The sequence below is a fragment of the Enterobacter cloacae complex sp. HYC033_NIDB genome (genome assembly GCF_056673335.1).
In genome coordinates this window covers 1,846,465-1,868,437 of record NZ_CP115123.1, presented here as the reverse complement: position 1 = coordinate 1,868,437, position 21,973 = coordinate 1,846,465, and the positions used below count along the sequence as shown (strand labels likewise).

Annotated in this window: 20 protein-coding genes; 16 read left to right on the top strand and 4 right to left on the bottom strand. The window is 54.9% G+C overall.

Going from position 1 to position 21,973, the window contains the following annotated elements:
* Nucleotides 1–10: 10 nt before the first annotated feature.
* From cyoB to cyoE, 4 genes are read left to right on the top strand one after another with little or no spacing between them, the layout of a single operon-like run.
* Nucleotides 11–2,002 carry a cytochrome o ubiquinol oxidase subunit I gene (gene cyoB / locus O1721_RS08805; RefSeq protein WP_017383189.1) on the top strand — a complete coding sequence of 664 codons (1,992 nt, stop codon included), beginning with the start codon at nt 11–13 and terminating at the stop codon, nt 2,000–2,002.
* Nucleotides 1,992–2,606: a cytochrome o ubiquinol oxidase subunit III gene (locus O1721_RS08800; RefSeq protein WP_003859057.1), complete on the top strand. Its 615-nt coding sequence runs from the start codon at nt 1,992–1,994 to the stop codon at nt 2,604–2,606. Before cyoB ends, O1721_RS08800 begins: the two co-directional genes overlap by 11 nt.
* Nucleotides 2,606–2,932, top strand: a complete 327-nt coding sequence (locus tag O1721_RS08795) for a cytochrome o ubiquinol oxidase subunit IV (RefSeq protein ID WP_006809888.1) — start codon at nt 2,606–2,608, stop codon at nt 2,930–2,932. Before O1721_RS08800 ends, O1721_RS08795 begins: the two co-directional genes overlap by 1 nt.
* 11 nt (nt 2,933–2,943) lie before the next feature.
* The gene (gene cyoE / locus O1721_RS08790) at nt 2,944–3,831 is read left to right on the top strand and encodes a heme o synthase (protein WP_017383188.1); all 888 of its coding nucleotides are present in this window, start codon (nt 2,944–2,946) and stop codon (nt 3,829–3,831) included.
* Between the two features lie 40 nt (nt 3,832–3,871).
* Here the strand turns inward: cyoE and fucU are convergent, their stop codons facing one another.
* The 3 genes from fucU to fucI are packed head-to-tail and all read right to left on the bottom strand — an operon-like array spanning nt 3,872 to nt 7,524.
* Entirely contained in the window at nt 3,872–4,300 is a 429-nt protein-coding gene (gene fucU, locus O1721_RS08785; protein WP_022647241.1) for an L-fucose mutarotase, read from the bottom strand.
* Nucleotides 4,293–5,696, bottom strand: coding sequence for an L-fuculokinase (gene fucK / locus O1721_RS08780; protein WP_032649959.1), 1,404 nt, complete (start codon nt 5,694–5,696; stop codon nt 4,293–4,295). Before fucK ends, fucU begins: the two co-directional genes overlap by 8 nt.
* A gap of 49 nt (nt 5,697–5,745) precedes the next feature.
* The gene (gene fucI / locus O1721_RS08775) at nt 5,746–7,524 is read right to left on the bottom strand and encodes an L-fucose isomerase (protein ID WP_032647429.1); all 1,779 of its coding nucleotides are present in this window, start codon (nt 7,522–7,524) and stop codon (nt 5,746–5,748) included.
* Nucleotides 7,525–7,931: 407 nt separating this feature from the next.
* On the opposite strand from fucI, the gene O1721_RS08770 reads away from it, so the two are divergent.
* The 7 genes from O1721_RS08770 to O1721_RS08740 all read left to right on the top strand — a co-directional run bounded on the left by O1721_RS08770 (nt 7,932) and on the right by O1721_RS08740 (nt 16,224).
* Complete coding sequence (locus O1721_RS08770; RefSeq protein WP_017383184.1) at nt 7,932–9,431, top strand: sugar ABC transporter ATP-binding protein; 1,500 nt, start codon at nt 7,932–7,934, stop codon at nt 9,429–9,431.
* A gap of 2 nt (nt 9,432–9,433) precedes the next feature.
* On the top strand, nt 9,434–10,417 hold the full coding sequence (locus O1721_RS08765; protein WP_017383183.1) for an ABC transporter permease: 984 nt from the start codon (nt 9,434–9,436) through the stop codon (nt 10,415–10,417).
* 46 nt (nt 10,418–10,463) lie between these two features.
* A complete protein-coding gene (locus tag O1721_RS08760) occupies nt 10,464–11,414 on the top strand; it encodes an ABC transporter substrate-binding protein (RefSeq protein ID WP_032647427.1) in 951 nt (316 codons plus the stop codon).
* An 11-nt stretch (nt 11,415–11,425) separates the two neighbouring features.
* Complete coding sequence (locus O1721_RS08755; RefSeq protein ID WP_017383182.1) at nt 11,426–13,015, top strand: FGGY-family carbohydrate kinase; 1,590 nt, start codon at nt 11,426–11,428, stop codon at nt 13,013–13,015.
* Between the two features lie 61 nt (nt 13,016–13,076).
* The gene (locus O1721_RS08750; protein ID WP_015571284.1) at nt 13,077–14,072 is read left to right on the top strand and encodes a LacI family DNA-binding transcriptional regulator; all 996 of its coding nucleotides are present in this window, start codon (nt 13,077–13,079) and stop codon (nt 14,070–14,072) included.
* 28 nt (nt 14,073–14,100) lie between these two features.
* The gene (fucA, locus tag O1721_RS08745; RefSeq protein WP_017383181.1) at nt 14,101–14,748 is read left to right on the top strand and encodes an L-fuculose-phosphate aldolase; all 648 of its coding nucleotides are present in this window, start codon (nt 14,101–14,103) and stop codon (nt 14,746–14,748) included.
* Nucleotides 14,749–14,862: 114 nt separating this feature from the next.
* On the top strand, nt 14,863–16,224 hold the full coding sequence (locus tag O1721_RS08740; RefSeq protein WP_032647425.1) for an MFS transporter: 1,362 nt from the start codon (nt 14,863–14,865) through the stop codon (nt 16,222–16,224).
* A gap of 32 nt (nt 16,225–16,256) precedes the next feature.
* Here O1721_RS08740 and O1721_RS08735 read toward each other — a convergent pair whose 3' ends face one another.
* Nucleotides 16,257–16,748 carry a YajQ family cyclic di-GMP-binding protein gene (locus tag O1721_RS08735; RefSeq protein ID WP_017383179.1) on the bottom strand — a complete coding sequence of 164 codons (492 nt, stop codon included), beginning with the start codon at nt 16,746–16,748 and terminating at the stop codon, nt 16,257–16,259.
* A gap of 125 nt (nt 16,749–16,873) precedes the next feature.
* On the opposite strand from O1721_RS08735, the gene panE reads away from it, so the two are divergent.
* The 5 genes from panE to O1721_RS08710 all read left to right on the top strand — a co-directional run bounded on the left by panE (nt 16,874) and on the right by O1721_RS08710 (nt 21,967).
* Entirely contained in the window at nt 16,874–17,785 is a 912-nt protein-coding gene (gene panE, locus O1721_RS08730) for a 2-dehydropantoate 2-reductase (protein WP_032647423.1), read from the top strand.
* Nucleotides 17,748–18,341 carry a protein deglycase YajL gene (gene yajL / locus O1721_RS08725; RefSeq protein WP_015571288.1) on the top strand — a complete coding sequence of 198 codons (594 nt, stop codon included), beginning with the start codon at nt 17,748–17,750 and terminating at the stop codon, nt 18,339–18,341. The genes panE and yajL overlap by 38 nt, the downstream gene beginning before the upstream one ends.
* Nucleotides 18,342–18,641: 300 nt before the next feature.
* Nucleotides 18,642–19,910: a PTS sugar transporter subunit IIC gene (locus O1721_RS08720; RefSeq protein ID WP_032647420.1), complete on the top strand. Its 1,269-nt coding sequence runs from the start codon at nt 18,642–18,644 to the stop codon at nt 19,908–19,910.
* Nucleotides 19,911–19,922: 12 nt separating this feature from the next.
* Nucleotides 19,923–21,248, top strand: a complete 1,326-nt coding sequence (locus tag O1721_RS08715; RefSeq protein ID WP_032647418.1) for a 6-phospho-beta-glucosidase — start codon at nt 19,923–19,925, stop codon at nt 21,246–21,248.
* Nucleotides 21,245–21,967 carry a glucosamine-6-phosphate deaminase gene (locus O1721_RS08710; protein WP_032647416.1) on the top strand — a complete coding sequence of 241 codons (723 nt, stop codon included), beginning with the start codon at nt 21,245–21,247 and terminating at the stop codon, nt 21,965–21,967. Before O1721_RS08715 ends, O1721_RS08710 begins: the two co-directional genes overlap by 4 nt.
* Nucleotides 21,968–21,973 lie beyond the last annotated feature (6 nt).

Below are 21,973 nucleotides of genomic sequence, written 5' to 3'. Positions count from 1 at the left end.
GAGGAAGAAAATGTTCGGAAAATTGACACTGGATGCAGTGCCCTACCATGAACCGATTATTATGGTTACGGTGGCTGCAATTATCATTGGTGGCGCGGCCTTAGTTGGCCTGATCACTTACTTCGGTAAGTGGAGCTACCTGTGGAATGAGTGGCTGACTTCGGTTGACCACAAAAAACTCGGTATCATGTACTGCATCGTCGGTATCGTCATGTTAATTCGTGGCTTTGCGGATGCAATCATGATGCGTAGCCAGCAGGCGCTTGCGTCTGCGGGCGAAGCCGGCTTCCTGCCACCGCACCACTACGATCAGATCTTTACCGCCCACGGCGTTATCATGATCTTCTTCGTGGCGATGCCGCTGGTAATCGGTCTGATGAACGTGGTCGTTCCGCTGCAAATCGGCGCGCGCGACGTTGCGTTCCCGTTCCTGAACAACCTGAGCTTCTGGTTCACGGTTGTCGGCGTTATCCTGGTTAACCTGTCACTGGGTGTGGGCGAATTTGCTCAGACTGGCTGGCTGGCCTACCCGCCGCTGTCGGGAATTGAGTACAGTCCGGGCGTGGGCGTTGACTACTGGATTTGGGCGCTTCAGCTCTCCGGTGTCGGTACCACCCTGACCGGTATTAACTTCTTCGTGACCATCCTGAAGATGCGTGCACCAGGTATGACGATGTTCAAGATGCCAGTATTTACCTGGGCATCTCTGTGCGCCAACGTCCTGATTATCGCGTCGTTCCCAATTCTGACCGTCACCATCGCGCTGCTGACCCTGGATCGCTATCTGGGTACCCATTTCTTCACGAATGATATGGGTGGCAACATGATGATGTACATCAACCTGATTTGGGCCTGGGGTCACCCGGAAGTGTACATCCTGGTTCTGCCGGTGTTCGGTGTGTTCTCCGAAATCGCGGCAACCTTCTCGCGCAAACGCCTGTTTGGTTACACCTCTCTGGTGTGGGCAACCGTATGTATTACCGTCCTGTCGTTCATCGTCTGGCTGCACCACTTCTTCACCATGGGTGCGGGTGCCAACGTAAACGCCTTCTTCGGTATTACCACCATGATTATCGCGATCCCGACCGGGGTTAAGATCTTCAACTGGCTGTTCACCATGTACCAGGGTCGTATCGTGTTCCACTCAGCTATGCTGTGGACCATCGGCTTCATCGTGACCTTCTCCGTAGGTGGGATGACCGGCGTACTGCTGGCGGTACCAGGTGCTGACTTCGTTCTGCACAACAGTCTGTTCCTGATTGCGCACTTCCATAACGTTATCATCGGTGGCGTGGTCTTCGGCTGCTTCGCTGGTGTGACCTACTGGTGGCCAAAAGCGTTCGGTTTCACCCTGAACGAAAAATGGGGTAAACGCGCGTTCTGGTTCTGGATCATCGGCTTCTTCGTGGCGTTTATGCCGCTGTACGTGCTGGGCTTCATGGGGATGACCCGTCGTCTGAGCCAGCAGATCGATCCGCAGTTCCACCCAATGCTGATGGTTGCAGCGGGCGGCGCAGCGCTGATTGCCTGCGGTATTCTGTGCCAGCTGATTCAGTACTACGTGTCTATCCGTGACCGTAACCTGAACCGCGACCTGACCGGTGACCCATGGGGTGGCCGTACGCTGGAGTGGGCGACCTCTTCTCCGCCTCCGTTCTATAACTTTGCCGTAGTGCCGCACATTCACGAGCGTGATGCATTCTGGGAAATGAAAGAAAAAGGTGAAGCGTACAAGCAACCTGAGCATTACGAAGAGATCCATATGCCGAAAAACAGCGCCGCGGGCATGGTTATTGCCGCTTTCGCAACGGTATTTGGTTTCGCAATGATCTGGCACATCTGGTGGATGGCGATTGTTGGCTTCGCTGGCATCGTAATCAGCTGGATTGTGAAGAGCTTTGACGAGGACGTGGACTACTACGTACCAGTCCGTGAAGTTGAAAAGCTGGAAAACCAGCATTTTGACGAGATTTCTAAAGCGGGGCTGAAAAATGGCAACTGATACTCTGGCGCACTCAACTGCCCACGCGCATGAACATGCGCACCATGATACAGGACCGACGAAAGTCTTCGGTTTCTGGATCTACCTGATGAGCGACTGCATCCTGTTCTGCTGTCTGTTCGCAACCTATGCCGTTCTGGTGAACGGCACAGCGGGCGGCCCGACCGGTAAGGACATCTTTGAACTGCCGTTCGTTCTGGTTGAAACCGCACTGCTGTTATTCAGCTCCATCACCTACGGCATGGCGGCTATCGCCATGTACAAAAACAACAAGAGCCAGGTTGTCTCCTGGCTGGCGTTGACCTGGCTGTTTGGTGCTGGCTTTATCGGGATGGAAATCTATGAATTCCATCACCTGATCATGGAAGGTTTCGGCCCGGATCGTAGCGGCTTCCTGTCAGCGTTCTTCGCGCTGGTAGGCACCCACGGTCTGCACGTGACCTCGGGTCTGATCTGGATGGCGGTGCTGATGTTCCAGATCTCCCGTCGCGGCCTGACCAGTACTAACCGTACCCGTATTATGTGCCTGAGCCTGTTCTGGCACTTCCTGGACGTGGTATGGATCTGTGTGTTCTCTGTTGTCTATCTGATGGGGGCGATGTAATGAGTCATTCTAACGATCATGGCGCTTCCCACGGCAGCGTAAAAACCTACATGACAGGTTTCATCCTGTCGATCATTCTGACGGTGATCCCGTTCTGGATGGTGATGAACGGTTCTGCATCTAAGCCGGTTATCCTGGGCGCAATCCTGGTGACCGCGGTGATTCAGATTCTGGTGCATCTGGTTTGCTTCCTGCACATGAACACCAAGTCCGATGAAGGCTGGAACATGACGGCCTTTATCTTTACCGTGATTATCATCGCTATCCTGGTAGTCGGTTCCATCTGGATTATGTGGAACCTTAACTACAACATGATGGTTCACTAAGAGCGGCGAGTATGTTTAAGCAATACCTGCAAGTCACGAAACCAGGCATCATCTTTGGCAACCTGATCTCCGTAATCGGAGGGTTCCTGCTGGCCTCTAAAGGCAGCATTGATTACACCCTCTTTATTTACACGCTGGTCGGTGTGTCACTGGTGGTTGCGTCCGGTTGTGTATTTAACAACTACATCGACATGGATATCGACAAGAAGATGGAAAGGACCAAAAATCGGGTGCTGGTTAAAGGCCTGATTGCTCCTTCCGTCTCGCTGGTGTACGCCACCTTGCTGGGTATTGCTGGCTTTATGCTGCTGTGGTTTGGTGCTAACCCGCTGGCCTGCTGGCTGGGGGTGATGGGGTTCGTGGTGTATGTGGGCGTCTACAGCCTGTATATGAAACGTCACTCCGTCTACGGCACGCTGATTGGTTCTCTCTCCGGCGCGGCGCCGCCGGTGATTGGCTACTGCGCCGTCACGAACGAGTTCGACAGCGGTGCGCTCATCCTGCTGGCTATCTTTAGCTTGTGGCAGATGCCGCACTCCTACGCCATCGCGATTTTCCGCTTTAAGGATTATCAGGCGGCGAACATTCCGGTTCTGCCGGTCGTGAAAGGCATTTCGGTTGCCAAGAACCACATCACGCTCTACATCATCGCTTTTGCCGTGGCAACGCTGATGCTCTCTCTGGGCGGTTACGCCGGATATAAATATCTGGTGGTAGCAGCTGCGGTGAGCGTATGGTGGCTCGGCATGGCCCTGCGCGGTTACAAAGTGGAAGATGACAAGGTCTGGGCACGCAAGCTGTTTGTGTTCTCGATTGTCGCCATCACCTCCCTGTCCGTGATGATGTCCGTAGACTTCATGGTGCCAGATTCACAACACCTGCTGACTTACGTCTGGTAAGAAGACTGATGTAAAAACGCCGGGTTTAGCCCGGCGTTTTTTATTGGTACGGCGTAACCCCTTTCTTTAACAGTATATTGCCGTATTTCGCGGTCTCGCCCGTCACCACGATGGCGTACGCTTTCTGTGCCCGCGCATAAAACGCATAACGGTCAATACGCGTAATCCCCTCCCCTTCCGCCTCACCAAAGAGTGCGTTGCGATAGCGCGCTTCTACCTGTATATCGAGCGTATCCCCGTCGACAGGGGCCATCATCACCAGCGGTGGCGCATAGCTGTCCAGTTCAAACAGCGGTATCACCGCGGCCAACAAATCGCTGATGAGCAGGCCATCTGCGCGGATCGTCTTTGGCCCCAGGCTGTGCGCGGGAAAGTGAGCATCTGCAAAAATAATCTCGTCACCATGACCCATTTCTGCCAGCGTTTTCAGCAGCTCGGGTGAAATCAGAGGGGATATCGTTTTAAGCACAAGGTTGCTCCTCAGGATAGAAATAACGGTAACGATAGTGGACCCGATCGCGAGCAGCCTCAGCGCTGGCCGTTTCTCCGACGCCCCACCATCCGTACAAAGACGCCCCCAGCACGGTCGTATCAGCCTCTTCAAGAACCTTCACCGGGATCCCAAGCGCATTGGACTTGAGCTGATTCCACAGCATATTGCGGCTACCTCCCCCCACCAGCAGGAGTTCACGCGCCTTAAATTGCGCGATCGCCTCCAGCGCCAGGCATTTTTCTTGCAGATGCACCGTGAGTCCTTCCAGGGCTGCGCGGTAAAAATGGGCTGGCGTTGTGGTGAGCGTAACGCCCTGCCAGCCGGCGAGTGGAGAATCGAGCAGTTGGGTATTCATCGTGACGCCATCCGCGCCGTTCGGAATTGCCGCCGCCTGAGCCAGAATAGTGTCCCAGTCGGTATCAGGCGACCAGAACAGCGCGCGGATCCACTCCAGTACGCCAGACGCCAGATATTGCATTCCCGGATTATAGAGCCCCGTCCGGCTATCCAGTTCGCAGGTTGCGCCCGGGTATTGCCCCAGCAAAGCGGTATCAACCTGCGTGGTGCGCGCCATTAAAATCTCCCAGGTACCCGAAGAGAGAACTGGCTCATTAATTCCCGCCCCGGCGCCAAAAAGGGCAAACTGCGTGTCGTGCCCGGCGGAGATCACCGGCACACCGCAAGGCAATCCGAGCCTGGATGCAGCGTCGGGCCGCAATTCACCAATCCTTTCTCCGGGGGAAACCAGCGGCGGGAAAAGGGAATGAGGCACGCCGATCTTGCTTAAGATCGTTTCACTGAAGCGCTGCTGATGCAGATCGAACATCTGACTGGTACCGGCCATCGTGAGATCGGTCGTCATCTTTCCGGTCAGGCGATGGTTGATTAGCGAGGAGATAAAAAGCCAGGCGTGAGCACGCTGTAACAGATCGGGATGGTTGTCCTGAAGCCAGCCTAGCTTATACAACGTGTTAAAACTAAACTGCCCAACGCCGGTGATCTGCTGTAGTTCTGCCGGGGAGCATGAACGGGCAACCGCTTCCATCACCGGCACGGTTCGCGGGCACTTCCAGCTGATGATCGGGTAAAGCAGTTCTCCCCGCTCATCTACCAGTGCGCCATCCACGCCAAAGGTCGTCACACTCATTCCGCACAGGTTATGCTCGCTCAGCGCTGCGCTGATTTTCTGACAACAGACGGCAAACCGTTGCATGATGGCGTCGAGCGACCACTGGTGCCAGGCCGGATTTTCAGCGGCGCTTTCGCTTTCGTTCGCCACCGCGGCGCGCGCCACAATATTCCCTTCGGGATCCAGCGCAATGGCGCGCACGTTCGTCGCGCCACAATCGAGAACCAGAAAACATTTTTTCATCGCGGTCCCCACAGGCTGCCAGCCCGCCGGAGCAGGCTGGCAGGCCGGATTAATGTTTGTATAACGGTCCGTAATTTTCACAGGCGCGGTAATCCTGCCCTTCCGGATCCATACCGTGAGCGCCCCAGGCCGTCGGCCGATAAATCAGCGCCTCCGGTACGTTATGCATGCATACAGGGATGCGCAGCATGGACGCCAGGGTGATGAAATCAGCGCCGACGTGCCCGACGGTTAATACCCCGTGGTTAGCGCCCCAGTTCGCCATCACTGAATAGACGTCGCTGAACGGGCCTTTACCGGTCAGGCGTGGGGCAAACCAGGTGGTGGGCCAGGTTGAATCGGTGCGCTTATTCAGAATGTCATGTACGTGTTCCGGCAGCTCAACACTCCAGCCTTCCGCTATCTGTAATACCGGACCCACACCCTTGATGAGGTTTACGCGGGTCATGGTAAATGGCACGCCACCCCGGGTGAGGAAGTTTGATGAGAAACCGCCCCCGCGGAAGTATTCATGCACCGCCGGACACCAGTGGGTTGCGGCCAGGCACGCGTTGGCTTCCTGCTCAGTAATGTCCCAGTGTGGTTTCAGGGTCGGTTTCCCCTCGGCGTCTTTCTGCTCCGCTGTACCGTCCAGCGCCGCCGAGCCGGAGTTGATCAGATGAATAATGCCGTGCTCAGCCTGTCCAGTGAGCTTCTGGCCTGTAACACGCTCAACCGACTCCGGCGACCAGTAGGTGCGTACATCAGCAAAAATCTGCGCGGTGCCGGTCATCAGATGCCCAAACAGCATCGCTACCCCGTTAAGGCTGTCATTTTCCGTCGCCACTACCAACGGCTGGCGAATACCGTTCCAGTCGAAAGAGCTGTTCAGCAGCGCCTCTGCGGTATCGCCATTTGGATACTGATCCGTCCAGTGGCGCTGCCCCTGGAAACCGGACGCAATGGCGTTATAGCCCAGCGATTCCTCCACGCGGCCCATCGCAGCGAGTTTAGGGTTGCCCTGCATCATGTCGCGGATGCACATCGCCATTAGCAGGCTCTCCCGCAGGATCGCGGCATTTTCCTGTTCATTGCGACGATACTGCTCTGCGTTTTTATCCTCGCCGAAACGGAAATGTGCCTTCGCCCAGCTCAGGGCCAGCTCAAGTTCTTGCTCGTCGTAAATCTTATGATCGATGCGGCGACGCAGTTCGGTCATATCCACCGCCTGCACCTTCATCCCCAGCCAGGATTCAAAGAAGTTGTGATCGACAATCGAGCCCGCGATCCCCATTGAGACACCGCCCACCGACAGATAACTTTTCCCCTTCATGCTGGCGACCGCCAGGCCCGCCCGGGCGAAGCGCAACAATTTTTCCTCAACGTCTGCCGGGATGGTCTCGTCGCCCGCATCCTGTACATCGTGGCCGTAAATGGAAAACGCCGGGATCCCTTTCTGGTTATGCGCTGCCAGCGCCGCTGCGAGGTATACCGCCCCCGGACGCTCGGTGCCATTAAAGCCCCAGATCGCTTTCGGGCGCAGCGGATCCATATCAATGGTTTCACTCCCGTAACACCAGCAGGGGGTGATGGTGATCGTCAGACCAACGTGGCACGTGCTGAACTTCTCTTCGCAAGCGGCGGATTCCGCCATTCCGGCAATGCAGCTGTCGGCAATTACGCACTCTACGGGCGTACCGCAGGGGTGGCGTAATTTTTCACTGAGTAGCGCCGCCGTGGCTTTCGCCATGTTCATGGTCTGCTCTTCCAGAGACTCGCGTACGCCCATTCGGCGGCCATCAATAACAGGTCGAATGCCAATCCGGGGTAACGCTTTTATCGTTTTCATAGCCCTTCCTCACGTTGGTTAACCTATCCGTCTCAGGGGCATAGCCGTGAAAAAGCGCCCGGGCAGCACCGTGAACGGAAAGCGGTGAAATTTGCTAACTCGAATTAGCTTAGGGTTCTCACTAAAAATGAGACAAGATAAATGTGCAGGATCTGTGAGCAGTTTCACGATGAGAGGTCAAAATTCGATCAGCGTCAGGTATTACGATTCAGCAAAAACTAAACATATCATTTAAATTCAATTAAATAACAAAATACCTTTGCACGACGTCACAATTTGAATACAAATTATTTGGCTAAATTATGACCCTAAAATAGCTTTTAAGGACGAAAGCTAAGTCGAGTTAGCTTAATAACTAAATCACTATGGCTTGTGATTCATTGCCTTTCCAACACAGGAATTTTGCAATGTCAGAGACTCTTATTCAGATGACGCGCATCACCAAACGCTTTCCCGGCGTGCTGGCGCTGAATCAGGTTGATTTCGATTTACGCCGCGGCGAAGTTCATGCCCTGTTAGGTGAAAACGGTGCCGGCAAATCGACGCTGATGAAAATATTATCCGGAGTTTACCAACCCGATTCCGGTGAAATTCGCTTTGAAGGGCAATCCGTATCATTCAGCGATCCGCTAAGTGCTCAGCACGCAGGTATTACGATTATCCATCAGGAATTTAATCTCTTTCCCGATTTAACCGTGGAAGAGAATATCTTTATTGGCCGTGAATTCTGCAAAAATAGTCGCTGGCAGTTAGATAAACGCGCCCAGCGACAGGCGGTTGAGAAAATACTGCACACGCTGAATTTAAAAATCGCCCCGGACGCCCGCGTCAGTGAATTAACCGTAGCCCAGCAGCAGATGGTTGAAATTGCCAAAGCGATTTCGGTCAATGCCAAAGTGCTAATCATGGATGAACCCACCGCCGCGCTGACCGAAAGTGAAATCGAGAGTTTGTTTGACGTCACGCGGATGCTCAAGGCTCAGGGCACGGGGATTGTCTACATCTCGCACCGCCTGGAAGAATTGGCGCTGATCGCCGATCGCGCGACCGTCATGCGCGACGGACAATACATCGCCACCGTAGATTATGAAACGGTTCAGATCGGCGAGCTTATCGCCATGATGGTTGGCCGCAATCTCGATAACATCTACCCAAAACGCCCGCCGCATCAGCGCAGAGAAAAAGTGCTGGAGGTGAATGGCCTGACGCGAAATGGTGTACTGCACGACATCAACTTTACCCTCTGGCGCGGTGAGATCCTCGGCCTCGCTGGCTTAATGGGCGCAGGCCGAACGGAACTGGGCCGGGCCCTGTTTGGCGCCGATGCGATCGACGCCGGTACCCTGACGCTGAACGGCACCCCCACACGGATTAAAGACGTGGCTGACGCCATTGAGAAAGGCATCAGCTATTTAACAGAAGACCGCAAAAAAGAGGGACTCGCCCTCGGCCTTTCCGTTGAGATGAACATTATGCTCGGCAATTACCCGGACTACGCCGGCGCCGCGGGTAATGTCGATGAAAAACGCTGCCGGGAGTCCAGCCAGAAACTGGTGGATGCGCTGCGAATAAAAACGCCGCATCTGGAACAGGCGGCACTGAATTTAAGCGGCGGTAATCAACAGAAGATCATTATTGCCCGCTGGGTCTGTAAAGATACCGATATTTTAATTTTTGATGAGCCAACCCGGGGAATTGATGTTGGCGCCAAGCTGGAAATTTATGAACTAATGAACCGCCTTGTCGCTAAAGGTAAATCGATCATCATGATTTCATCCGAACTGCCGGAAGTATTAGGAATGTGCGACCGCATACTTGTGATGCGCAGCGGCCACATTGCCGGCGAAATAGAGGCTGAGCACGCCACCCAGGAAAAAATCATGCAATACGCCACGCTGGAGGATTAATCATGTCCGTTACCGTTCCATCGCCGCAAAGCGGAAGTCATACGATGAAAATAAATAAAGCGCTCCTGATGCGTCTGGCGCCTCTTTTTAGCCTGGTATTGCTGGTTCTGTTTTTCAGCTTCAGCTCACCGTTCTTCTTTAATACTGAAAATATCATGACTATCGCCCTGCAAACGGCGGTGATTGGCATCATGGCCATTGGCGTAACCTTTGTGATTATTACCGCCGGGATCGACCTGTCGCTCGGATCGGTGGTGGCGTTCTCAGGGGTTGCGGTGGGCATCGCCGCCGGGTTTGGTATGCCGCTGCCGGTCTGTATTCTGGCAGGCGTGCTCGCCGGCGGGCTTTGCGGCTATGTGAACGCGTTTCTGGTCACCAAAATGACCATACCACCGTTTATTGCCACCCTCGGCTTAATGATGTCGGTACGCGGCATCAATATGGTGATGACCGATGGCCGCGCGATTTATTTTTCTGACTACCCGCAGTTCAAGTTGCTAGCGCAGGGTCGCCTGTTCGACGTCCTGCCTTACCCGGTGTTCTACCTGGTCATCGTGGCACTGATCGCCATGTGGATCCTGAAGAAAACGGTGATGGGCCGCTATATCTACGCTGTCGGCAGCAATGAAACGGCGGCACATCTTTCCGGGATCAAAGTCCAGCGAGTGAAAATTTTCGTTTACGCCTTATGCGGCCTGTTAACCGGCGTGGCCGGGGTGATCCTCGCCTCTCGTCTCAATTCAGGCCAGCCAACCGTAGGCGTGGGTTATGAGCTGGAAGCCATTGCGGCGGTAGTGATCGGCGGTACCAGTCTGATGGGCGGCGTGGGCACGATTGGCGGCACCATCATAGGCGCGTTCATTATGAGCGTGCTGAAAAACGGCCTCAATCTCATGGGCGTGTCCCAGTTCTGGCAGATGGTGGCGATGGGCGTGGTCGTCGTTGCCGCCGTCTACCTGGACACGTTACGTAAAAGAATGCGTTAGGTTCTCGATACAACAAGCCCTGCCAACCCTACAACGGAGCAAAATAATGAAAACCAGCCATATCCTGAGCGCCCTGTCGCTCGTTGCCATCCTGTCCAGCAGCGCGCTGGCAAAAGATTTAAACCTGCCGGTAGTCAGTAAAGGTTACCAGCACGAATTCTGGCAGACGGTCAAAATGGGGACGGAAGCTGCCGCAAAAGAGTTGGGTGACAAAACCAGCTACGTTGGCCCTGCCGATGAAACGCAAATCGCCGAGCAGATCCAGTTAGTCGAAAACACCATGGCACAAAAGCCAAACGGCCTGTTGCTGGCCGCGCTTGATGCAAACGCCCTTGCCCCGCTGGTCGAAACCGCCAACAGCCGGGGGATCAAGGTGGTGACCTTCGACTCGGGCGTGAACTCGGATATGCCGGCCAGCTTTGTCGCCACCAATAACCGTAAGGCGGGCGCACAGGCTGCGGATGCGCTGGCGGAGCAGGTAGGCCAGAAGGGGAAAGTGGGTATTATCGCCCACGTAGCCGGAACGACGTCCGCCATTGAGCGCTCTGAAGGATTCAGCGAGCGAATGAAAGAGAAGTACCCGAATATTCAGGTACTGCCGGTGCAATATAGCGATGGCGACCCGCAAAAGGCGATGGATAAAACCATTGATATGGTTCAGGCCAACCCGGATATCGCCGGTATTTATGCCACCAACGAAGGCTCAACCCTGGGCGTTGCGAACGCGATCGACAGCCAGAATCTGAAGGGCAAAGTGAAAGTCATCGGTTTTGACAGCACCGAAGCCATCATTAACTTCCTCAAAAACGGCGTGATTCAGGGCTTCGTGGTGCAGGACGCGTACCAGATTGGTTATCAGGGCATAAAGGCGCTGAACGCGGTGATTTCCGGACAGACGGTGGCTAAGGAAATTGATATTCCAGTGAAATATGTCAATGCGCAGAATATCAACACCCCTGAAATTGATAAACTGTTACATCCGTTTGGTAAAAAATAAGGAAGTTTATGATGAGTGACGGCTATTTCCTCGGGGTCGATGTGGGTTCAGCCAGCGTTCGTGCTGGGCTTTACTCTGCGCAAGGCGAGCGTTTGAGCTTCGCGACCCGTCCGATTTCGCAGTTTCACGCCAGCAACGCGCGCGTGGAACAATCCTCCGCGGAGATCTGGCAGCAGGTTTGCGCGGTGGTGCGGGAAGCCGTCGACTCCTCTGGGATCTCACCCGACGCCATTTGTTCGATTGGCTTCGACGCCACGTGCTCGCTGGTCGCGCTGGATGCTGAGGGTAACGGCCTGAGCGTGTCCCCCGACAGTCCGGCATCGCAGGACATCATTATGTGGATGGATCATCGTGCTCACGAAGAAACTGTTCGCATCAATGCCACACGCGATCCTGCCCTGTGCTACGTGGGCGGCGAGGTGAGTATTGAAATGGAACTGCCAAAACTGCTGTGGTTGCAGCGACATCATCCTGAAACATGGAATCAGGCCTGGCGCTTTTTCGACCTTGCCGATTTTCTGGTCTGGAAAGCAACGGGCCAGGACGCCGCCAGCCTGTGCACCCTCACCTGCAAATGGAACTACCTTGCGCATGAGGCGCAGTTCAGCGAATCGCTGCTCAGGGAGGTGGGGCTGGAGACCTTACTGACAAAAATTCCCGATACTATTCTGGACGTCGCTGAATGCGTCGGGAAACTCAGCCCACAGGCAGCGCAAGCTCTGGGGTTGCCCGAAGAGGTGGTTGTGGCAAGCGGCATGATCGATGCCCACGCGGGTGGCGTGGCGCTGACGGGCTCACACCCGGAGGGCACGCTGGCGCTCATCAGCGGAACCTCGAACTGCCATATGCTTGCCAGTCAGACGGAGATCCATACGCCCGGCGTCTGGGGGCCTTACTGGAGCGCCATGCTGCCGGGCTACTGGCTGACGGAAGGCGGGCAAAGTGCTGCCGGGGCGCTGGTCGACTGGACGTTGCGCGAGCACGGAGCCAGCGCAGACCTGTTTGCAAAAGCAGAAGCGGCGCAACGCCATCCGGTGGCGCTGCTCAACGACTGGGTAGCCGCGCTTGAACAGGAAGAAAAATATCCCACCCGCAACCTGCACATTCTGGCCGATCACCACGGCAACCGCTCGCCGCGTTCGCGTCCGGATGCGCGGGGCAGCGTGGTCGGTCTGACATTAGAAACCGGTGAACGTGCGCTGGCGAGGCTCTATCTGGCCACGCTACAGGCCATAGCCTATGGCACACGACATATTATGGATACCCTGAAACATCACGGGCACACCTTGTCGCGCATTGTCATTTGTGGAGGAGCCACCCATAACCGGCTCTGGCTGCGGGAGTATGCCGATGCCACGGGCTGCGATATTCATCTTTTAGCCGAAGAAGATGCCGTCACTCTCGGCGCGGCCATTTGCGGCGCTGTGGCGAGCGGTGCATGGGCAACGCTCACCGATGCCACCCGGGAAATGGTCAAAGCCGGCGACATCATCACCCGTCGGCCGGAAACCGCGGCTTTCCACAGGCAAAAATATGAGGCGTACCTGATGCTGTGGACCCAGCAGCAGGCGCTTAATCTCCTGATGCAACAGGAAATGTAATGGCAGGATGCGTATGCTTTATCAGCAGTTTTTTACGTACGTTAAGGATTGAGGCGTAGCGATGGCCAAAACAGTTGAACAGATAGCGAAGGATCTGAATTTATCCGTCACCACCGTGCGGCTGGTACTGAGCGGGAAAGCCGAACAGTATCGGATCAGCGTGAAAACACAGTCCCGAATTAATGAACACGTCGAGCGCTTCGGCTATACCCTCAACCATTCGGCGCGCAGTCTTAAGCTAAACAAAACCGAGACGCTGGGGCTCATCGTGCCCAACATCTCGAACGTGTTCTTTGCAACGCTCGCCGAGAAACTCGAACTGCGCTGCCGCCGTTCGGGCTACCAGCTGATGATCAGCTGTACTTACAACGATGTGGATTACGAAAACAAGCTGGTCAAAGCCCTGATGGCGCGCAACGTGGACGGCTTGTTTATCGTTCCCTCGACGCTGGAAAACCAGCAGCATCATTTGCGGCAGATCCAAAAACCACTGGTGCTCCTCGACCGGGATTTTGGCTTTACTGACAACGCGCTGGTTGAGAGTCATAACGAGGCCGGGGGGGATGAACTGGCCCGCAACATGCTGGCAGAGAGAAAAACGCCGCTCTGGTTCCTTGTGGGCGATACCGCACTGCCCAGTATTACGGACCGTCTGAACGGCTACTTACAGGCCCTGAAAACAGCCGGTATTCACCATCGCGAGTGGGTCATCGAAGGGCCGGACAATACGCCGGAGGGCGGATATGCCCTGATGGATTCGCTTATCGACAGCCAGGGTGTTCCGCAGGCGTTTATCGCCTCATCGTTACCCGTTCTGGAAGGGGCAATCGAAGCCCTGCGGACGCGTACCGGCACCGTGCCCCAACACATCAATATCGGCACCTTCGATGAGCACCCCATGCTGGGGTTCCTGCCTAACAGCGTCTGGTCCATGCAGCAGGATGAAGATACCTGGGCGGAAAAAGCGTTTGAACTGATGCAGCGAGCCATCGACGGCGAAGCGGTCAACGAGACGGCGAAAGTCGATATGAAGCTGGTCAAACGTTCCCGCCAGTAAAAATAAAACTGTACCCGGAGAATAAAAAATGGAACGAGCCCGATTAGCTAGAGACATTATCGACACCTGCCTTGAGATGACCCGCATGGGGTTAAATCAGGGCACCGCCGGCAATATCAGCGTTCGCTATCGCGACGGCATGCTGATTACGCCGACCGGAATTCCCTACGAGCATCTGACCGAAGAGAGTATCGTCTATGTAGATGCACAGGGGCGACACGAAGAAGATAAACTGCCCTCCAGCGAATGGCGTTTTCATCAGGTTGTGTATCAGACCCGCCCGGATGCTAACGCCGTCGTCCATAACCATGCGGTTAACTGTACCGCCGTCTCGATACTCAACCGCCCCATTCCTGCTATTCACTATATGATTGCCGCCGCCGGGGGAAACTCCATTCCCTGCGCCCCTTACGCGACCTTCGGGACGCGCGCGCTGTCAGAGCATGTCGCGGTCGCATTACGCGATCGCAAAGCGACGCTCTTACAGCACCACGGCCTGATAACCTGCGAAGAAAATCTTGAAAAGGCACTGTGGCTGGCGCAGGAGGTAGAGGTGCTGGCAAAACTCTACCTGGCCACGCTGGCGATAGTAGATCCCGTTCCGGTGCTCAGTGACGATGAAATTGCCATTGTTCTTGAGAAATTCAAAAGCTACGGATTGCGCGTCGAGGCGTAATTTTTTATCCGGGGGTGCTTTTATCACACCCTCGTAATATCTCTTAAACAAACACCTATTTACCGCACTTATCACCCCGCCTAAACTATGGCCTGCTTTTTGGTAGAGGTGGTAATGAACGATTATAAAATGACGCCAGGCGAACTGCGTGCGACCTGGGGTTTAGGGACTGTTTTCTCGCTGCGGATGCTTGGCATGTTTATGGTCCTGCCCGTTCTGACCACATATGGCATGGCGTTACAGGGTGCCAGCGAAGCGCTGATTGGTCTGGCGATTGGTATCTACGGCCTGGCGCAGGCGATATTCCAGATCCCCTTTGGCCTGCTCTCCGACCGCGTGGGTCGCAAACCGCTGATTGTCGGCGGGCTGCTGGTGTTTGTACTTGGCAGCATCATCGCCGCCCTCTCCCACTCCATCTGGGGAATTATTCTTGGGCGCGCCCTGCAAGGTTCCGGGGCGATTGCCGCCGCCGTGATGGCGCTGCTGTCAGACTTAACCCGCGAGCAAAACCGCACCAAAGCCATGGCGTTTATCGGCGTCAGCTTCGGCGTCACGTTTGCCATTGCCATGGTGCTGGGGCCTGTCATCACTCATGCGCTCGGCCTGCACGCCCTGTTCTGGATGATTGCGGTGCTGGCGACCATCGGGATCGCACTCACGCTGTGGGTTGTGCCTGACAGTAAAAACCACATCCTCAACCGTGAATCCGGGATGGTGAAAGGCTGTTTCAGCAAAGTCATCGCCGAGCCGCGCCTGCTTAAGCTGAACTTCGGCATTATGTGCCTGCACATTCTGCTGATGTCCACCTTCGTCGCCCTGCCTGGTCAACTTGCCGCAGCAGGTTTCCCGGCGGCAGAGCACTGGAAAATTTATCTGGTCACAATGCTGATCTCGTTTGTCTCCGTTGTGCCCTTCATTATTTACGCCGAAGTGAAGCGCAAAATGAAACGCGTCTTCGTGGGCTGCGTGGCGTTATTGCTGATTGCCGAGATTGTGCTGTGGGGCGCTGGCCCGCATTTCTGGGAACTGATCGCCGGCGTACAGCTGTTCTTCCTGGCGTTTAATCTGATGGAAGCCCTGCTGCCGTCGCTTATCAGCAAAGAGTCTCCGGCAGGATACAAAGGCACCGCGATGGGCATTTACTCCACCAGCCAGTTTCTCGGCGTGGCGATCGGCGGGTCGCTCGGCGGCTGGGTGGACGGTCTGTTTGACTCCCAGACCGTTTTCCTCGCCGGTGCGCTGCTGGCGATGCTCTGGCTGTTTGTTGCCAGCACCATGAAAGAGCCGCGCTATGTAAGTAGCCTGCGGGTAGAAATTCCCGATGACGTGGCAATCGGTGACGCGTTAAAACAGCGTCTGGAAGCGACAGAGGGCGTGAGCGAAGTGCTGATTGTCCCGGAAGAGCGCAGTGCGTATGTCAAAATTGACAGCAAAGTGACTAACCGCTTTGAGGTGGAGCAGGCGCTGAAGGCCTGAAAAAATGCCCGGTTTAGCCGGGCATGATTGTCTTAATCGCGGAAGTTTTTAAACTGGAATGGCTGGCCGAGATCGCCGCCACGCACCAGCGCCATCACGGATTGCAGGTCATCACGGGATTTTCCGGTCACGCGGATCTCTTCACCCTGGATCTGCGCCTGCACTTTGAGCTTACTGTCTTTGATAAGCTTAACGATTTTTTTCTGTACCGCGCTCTCAATCCCCTGCTTCAGCTTCGCTTCCACAAACCAGGTTTTGCCGCTGTGAACAAAATCTTCCGGTACATCGAGTGAGGTCCCTTCAATGCCGCGCTTGAGCAGCTTGGCGCGCAGGATATCCAGCAACTGGTTGACCTGGAAATCAGACTCGCTCAGGACTTTGATCGTCTTGTTCGCGTCGTTCAGTTCAATGGTCGCCTCAACGCCACGAAAATCGAAACGTGACTCAACCTCACGGACAGCATTTTCTACGCCGTTACGCGCTTCCTGCAAATCAACTTCAGAAACAATATCGAAAGATGGCATCTTTTCTTCTCCCTTCATTTTTGTTGCGTTGCATAATACCCGCAACGAGGCATAACGAGAAGCTTAGCTGATGGCGCTATACTTAGCGTCATAGCACCTGGCGCCGTTGCAGGTGAGGAGGAACGATGAAAGTAACAGTGCTTGGATGCGGAGCCCTTGGCCAACTCTGGCTTACAGCGCTATGCAAACAGGGACACGACGTTCAGGGCTGGCTGCGAATTCCCCAGCCCTATTGCAGTGTGAACGTAATTGGTACAGACGGTTCAATTTTCAACGAGTCTTTGACGGCAAACGATCCGGAATTTCTTGCCACCAGTGATTTGCTGCTGGTCACGCTGAAGGCCTGGCAGGTCTCCGATGCGGTGAAAAGCCTGGCCGCCCAGTTACCTGAACGCACGCCAATCCTGCTGATTCACAACGGTATGGGTACCATTGAAGAGCTTAAATCTGTCCGGCAACCGCTGCTGATGGGGACAACCACCCACGCGGCACGTCGCGACGGTAACGTCATTATCCATGTTGCCAGTGGTATCACCCATATCGGTCCTGCGCGTGAACAGCCCGGCGATTACAGCTATCTTGCGGATACCCTGCAAAGCACGCTGCCTGACGTCGCCTGGCACAATAACATTCGCGCGGAGCTGTGGCGCAAACTGGCGGTCAACTGCGCGATCAATCCGCTGACCGCCCTGCTGGATTGCCCTAACGGTGAACTGCGTCAGCATCCCGATCGGGTAGCGCTGATTTGCCGGGAAGTTGCCGCCGTCATTGAACGCGAAGGCTACCACACCTCAGAGTCCGATTTACGTTATTATGTCGACCAGGTCATTGAGAGTACGGCAGAAAATATCTCCTCAATGTTGCAGGATATCCGGGCTATGCGGCATACCGAAATTGATTACATTACCGGTTATCTGTTAAAACGCGCCCGGGCACACGGTATTACCGTTGCGGAAAACAGCCGTCTGTTTGAGTTAGTAAAACGAAAGGAGAGTGAGTATGAGCGCATCGGCACTGGTATGCCTCGCCCCTGGTAGCGAAGAGACAGAAGCGGTCACCACCATTGATTTGATGGTGCGTGGTGGTATTAAGGTTACTACCGCCAGCGTCGCCAGCGACGGAAGTCTGGCGATTACCTGCTCGCGTGGGGTGAAGATCCTGGCGGATGCACCGCTTGTACAGGTGGCGGACGGTGATTACGACATGATCGTTTTGCCGGGTGGGCTGAAGGGTGCAGAGTGTTTCCGCGACAGCCCGCTGCTGGTTGAAACCGTTCGTCAGTTTCATCTTTCCGGGCGTATCGTCGCGGCAATCTGTGCGGCCGCAGGTACGGTGCTGGTTCCGCACGACATTTTCCCCATCGGGAATATGACCGGCTTTCCTGGCCTGAAGGACACAATTCCGGAAGACCAGTGGGTGGATAAACGCGTGGTCTGGGATCCGCGCGTTAACCTGCTCACCAGCCAGGGGCCGGGCACCGCCATTGATTTTGGCCTGAAGATTATTGACCTGCTGGTCGGGCGCGAAAAAGCGTACGAAGTGGCGTCATCGCTGGTGATGGCGGCGGGGATTTATAATTTCTACGAAGCCTGATGTCCTCCCGGGCTGGCAACGCGCTGGCCCGTCTGCCCTACAGAAATAGTGCAGCCAGCGTCACAGTTCTGCGATTCATTTTCCTGCCCTGAAGCGTCTCCCCACCGTTTTACCCTTTCAAAAACCCTTTATTTTCAGACAAATAATCAAATCTGCACCGCATTGCATGCCTGTTTGACAGGCTAAAAGAACCGTGAAAAACTGCATTCAACTGGTATATACCAGTTTAAAAATCCGCCAGCAAAGCCTGATAACATCAACAGCGGCGGGAGAGCAGAAATCTCTTCTGGAGTAAGCAATGTGATTACATTTCTTGAGCACAGAGTCATTCCTGTACTGATTCGCGTAGGCGAAAATAAAATACTGGTCGCCGTGCGCAACGGTATTGCGCTGACCTTACCCTTCACCATCACCGGTAGCCTGTTTCTCATTCTCGCCAATCTACCGATACCCGGCTGGAGTGAATGGCTTGGCCCGTTTGCCGAAAAGCTCAGCGCCCCGGTGGGCGTTACCTTTGGTGCAATAGGGCTGATTTCTGCGGTGGGTATCAGCTACAACCTCGCGAAGGAGTACAACCTCAACGCTATCACCTGCTGCATAGTCACGCTGGTGGTTTTCTTACTGGCGCAACTCAACGACAGCTATCAGCTCAACGTTGACAATCTTGGTGCGGCGGGGCTGTTTTCTGCCATCATCCTGGCGATTTTGACGGTGCACATCGTGCGATTTTTTATCCGGCACAACGTCGTGATCACCCTGCCGGAGGGCGTGCCTCCTGCCGTGGCGCAATCTTTTGCGAGCCTGATCCCCGCCGCGGTAGCAATCACTCTGATCTGGCTGATTAGCGTCATCCTGAATTTTGATATCAACCACTTCTTCACCCTGCTGCTCAGCCCGCTCGTCTCCGGCCTCGGTTCGCTGCCGGGCATGCTGGTGCTTATTTTTCTGATTTCGCTGCTGTGGTGCTGCGGCATACATGGCGACAACGTGCTTTCCGGCATCACCAGTCCCATTTTCCTGAAATACATCTCTGAAAATACTCAGGCCTATCTGCATCATCAGCCCATTCCCCATATTACCGCCGACGGGTTTTATATCGTCTTTATGTGCCTGGGCGGAACGGGCGCGACCATGGGGCTGGTCATTGCCATGCTGCGTTCCCGCAGTCGGCTGTACAAATCAGTGGGTAAGCTCTCCCTGCCCTCCGCGATATTTTGTATTAACGAACCTGTCATTTTCGGTTGCCCGATAGTCTTCAACCCACTGCTGATGATCCCGTTTACCCTGACGCCGATGATCCTGTGCATCTCAACCTGGTCGCTGATGTACTTCGACATCATTGGTCGCCCCGTCTTACAGATCCCCTGGACCATGCCGCCGATTTTCGCCGCATGGTTCGTGACCGGCGGCAATATCCCTGCCGTGATCTGGTCCATCTGCACGCTGGTTATTTCCGCCCTGGTCTGGCTGCCGTTTTTCAAACTGGCCGAGCGCAAACAACTTGAAACCGAAGCGGCCGAAGAAAATGCCCGCCGCAACGCGGACACGCTTTCCGACCCCATCTTGTAAAAAGGAACCACGATGAAAAAGCTCAAGGTTGTCACTATTGGCGGCGGCTCCAGCTACACGCCAGAATTGATCGACGGTTTTATCAAACGCTACGCAGAGCTGCCGGTCACCGATTATTATTTGCTGGATATTGAAGAGGGAAAAGAGAAGCTGGAGATTGTCGGAAAGCTGGCCCAGCGCATGGTAGCTGAAGCCGGGCTCCCAATGAATATCCACCTGACGCTCGATCGGGAAGAGGCGCTGAAAGATGCCGATTTTGTCACCACGCAGCTGCGTGTCGGCTTTCTTGATGCCCGCATCAACGATGAAAAAATCCCGCTAAAATACGGCGTTCTGGGGCAAGAGACGACAGGTCCCGGCGGGTTTATGAAAGCTCAACGCACGATCCCGGTCCTGCTGGATATCTGTAAGGACATGGAAAGATGGTGCCCGAACGGCTGGCTGATTAACTTCACCAACCCGGCCGGGATTGTCACCGAGGCAATCACCCGCCACTCGGCCATTCGGACCATAGGCATTTGCAGTGGCGCAAACAGCATGATGATGGACATCGCCAAAGCCTACGGCGTGCAGAAGTCGGACGTTTACGCACGCATTATTGGTCTGAACCATCTTATTTTTGCCGACCAAATTTTCCTCAAGGGAGAGGATTATACCGACGACTTTATTGAAAAACTGGCCGAGGGCAGCGCAAATAACTCCCTGAAAAATATACCGGACATTGGGTTTAGTGCCCGCTTTGCCAGGGCACTCCACATGTACCCTATCTCCTACCTCAAATACTATTTTTTGACCCGCGAGATGACCGACGCCGCGCTGCGCGATGCAAATACTAAGGGAACCCGCGGCGAGCAGACGCGCGAAATTGAGCAACGGCTTTTTACGCTTTATCAGGATCCCCATCTCGCGCACAAGCCGAAAGAGCTGGAGCAGCGCGGAGGCGCCTGGTACTCCGATACTGCATGCTCGATCATCAGCGCTATTTATAACGATAAAAAAGAGATCCACGTCGTAAATGTTCCTAACAGGGGCACAACACCCGATCTGCCGGATCACGTTACGCTGGAAACCAACGCCATGATCGACCGAAACGGCGCGCATCCCCTCGCCTATGGCAGGCTGCCCGTGAAGATCCGCGGACTGATCCAGAGCGTGAAGGCCTATGAAGAGCTCACCGTTGAGGCCGCTGTCACTGGAAATTACGACACGGCGCTGCTGGCGCTGAGCGTAAATCCCCTTGTGCCTTCTGCCGCCGCGGCAGAACAGATCCTTAATGAATATCTTGAGGTCAACCACCGTTATTTACTCCAGTATGCTAAACGTAAGGACGCACAATGAACGTAGAACAGACAGACGATTATGCGGCGCTGAGTAACGCCGTGGCGAAAGCGGTCATTGAAACCGTTACGCAAAAACCCGATGCGCTGATTTGCATCGCGGGTGGAGATACGCCGCTGGGCGTTTTTGCCGCGCTTGTGCACGCCAGCAAACAGGGTAAGGTCGATTTTTCCCGTGCGGCATTTGTTGGCCTGGATGAGTGGCTGGGGCTCGGTCAGGCCGATAAAGGCAGCTGCCGGGAGATGGTATGGGGCCATTTCTTCAGCCACCTGGCCCTGCGCGACGATCAGATCTGTTTCTTTGATGGCCTGACGCAATCCCCCGAGGAAGAGTGTCAGCGTGTGGATAACTTTATTACGGCCCACGGTGGGCCTGACATCATTGTGTTGGGGATCGGTATGAACGGCCATATCGGCTTCAATGAACCGGGCGCCGCCCTCGATACCGGTTGCCACATCGTGGACCTGGATGCGGTGACGCAGGCCGTTTCGGTTAAATACTTCGGCCAGCAGCGTCATATCCGTCAGGGCATTTCGCTGGGGATGAAGACTATCCTGGCCTCACGGGCCATTATTTTGATGGCAAGCGGCGAGAAAAAAGCCGACATCGTCGCAACAACCGTCAATTCCGCACCGGACCCGGCGGTTCCCGCGACGCTGCTAAAGCCGCACCCACGGTTAAGGATCATTGTCGATAAAGCGGCAGCCGCTAAGCTGTAAAAGAGA